Genomic DNA, 1,344 nt, shown 5'->3' on the forward strand with positions numbered 1-1,344 from the left:
GGCCTCCCGGGGTCCAGTGGGATCACTCCTCGGGAACCATGACCTCATCGATGAGGTAGACCGTGGCGTTGGCGGTCTGGACGCCACCACAGATCACGTTGGCACCGTTGACGGTGAGCTCGTCACCGGAGCCCATGACCTCGACGTCCGCGCCGTTCAGCGTGGTCTGCATGCCCTCGATCTCGTCAGGGGTGATCTGTCCCTCGACAACGTGGTAGGTCAGGATGCTGGTGAGCAGCTCGGGATCGGTCTGCAGCGCCTCCATCGTGGCGTCGTCGACCTGCGCGAACGCGTCGTCGACCGGCGCGAACACGGTGTACTCACCGTTGTTGAGCGTGTCGACCAGGTCGACCTCCGGGTTCACCCCGCCCGACACGGCGGCCGTGAGGGTGGTGAGCAGCGGGTTGTTGGAGGCGGCGGTGGCGACCGGCTCCATGGCCATACCGTCGACCGAGCCCGGCCCGTCCGGGTTGGCCTCGGCGTAGTCCGCACACCCGGGACCGACCAGCATGCCGGCCGGCTCCGCCATGGGAGAGGTCTCTTCGGTGGTCATTTCGGAGGTCATGGGGGCGGACGTGGTGCCCTCGGCCTCCATGCCGCCTTCGTCGTCCGCGCAGCCGGCCAGAACGAGGCCGCTCACGGCAGCCGCCGCCGCGATCGATGCCATACGGCGGGAGATCGTCATGCTCATGGTGTTGGTCCTTTCAACAGAGCCTTGCGTGCTGGGTCACAGGGTTCTTCGGCACTGCTGTCGAACCGGATGGGTGGCGCCCGAAAAAATCTTCCGAACCGTCCGGCGAGGCCTGAGCTCCGAACTCCTGATGTGGACACCACCCAGCCCAGACCCCGCGTGACGGCCCAGATCTCCGCGGGGATCCTCTCGACCGGTATCGCCCTCGCGGTCGGTCACGCGATCGCGGGACTCATCGCCCCCGGGTCGTCACCCTTCCTGGCGGTGGCCGACTCCGTGGTCGACCGCGCACCCGCGGCCGTCCGCGAGGCGACCATCGACGCGCTCGGGACGGCGGACAAGCCCGCGCTGCTGATCAGCCTCGCCGGCATCCTCGCGGTGCTCGGCGTGGTGGTCGGCCTACTGGAGCGTCCGCGCCGCCCCATCGGTTCCCTCATCATCGTCGCCCTCGGTCTCACGGGAACGCTCGCGGCGGTGACGCGTCCGACGGCCGGACCCGCGTGGGCGCTGCCGACCCTCGTGGGCACCGTCCTCGCCGTGGTGGCGCTGCGTCTGATGATCGGCGCGTTGTTCCCCGCACCCGCGAGCCCGTCCGGAACCGCGGACGCCGAGCACCCGGTCCCGGGCCCGGGCCCGGATCGACGTCGCTTCCT

General features: G+C 69.7%; 1 protein-coding gene and 1 pseudogene. One reads left to right on the top strand and one right to left on the bottom strand.

What is annotated here, in order from left to right; all coding sequences use genetic code 11:
• Positions 1–22: 22 nt before the first annotated feature.
• Complete coding sequence (locus G6028_RS17150; protein WP_375544338.1) at positions 23–691, bottom strand: fasciclin domain-containing protein; 669 nt, start codon at positions 689–691, stop codon at positions 23–25.
• Positions 692–823: 132 nt separating this feature from the next.
• Between G6028_RS17150 and G6028_RS17155 the strand changes: the two are divergent.
• Positions 824–1,344 (top strand): annotated as a pseudogene (locus G6028_RS17155) (molybdopterin-dependent oxidoreductase); the annotation flags it as partial.

The sequence above is a fragment of the Dietzia cercidiphylli genome (assembly GCF_014145145.1).
In the GTDB taxonomy this organism is placed as follows: domain Bacteria; phylum Actinomycetota; class Actinomycetes; order Mycobacteriales; family Mycobacteriaceae; genus Dietzia; species Dietzia natronolimnaea.

Coding starts and splice junctions, on each gene's coding strand:
- G6028_RS17150 (WP_375544338.1), bottom strand. CDS start 691: ATGAGCATGACGATCTCCCGCCGTATGGCATCGATCGCGGCGGCGGCT.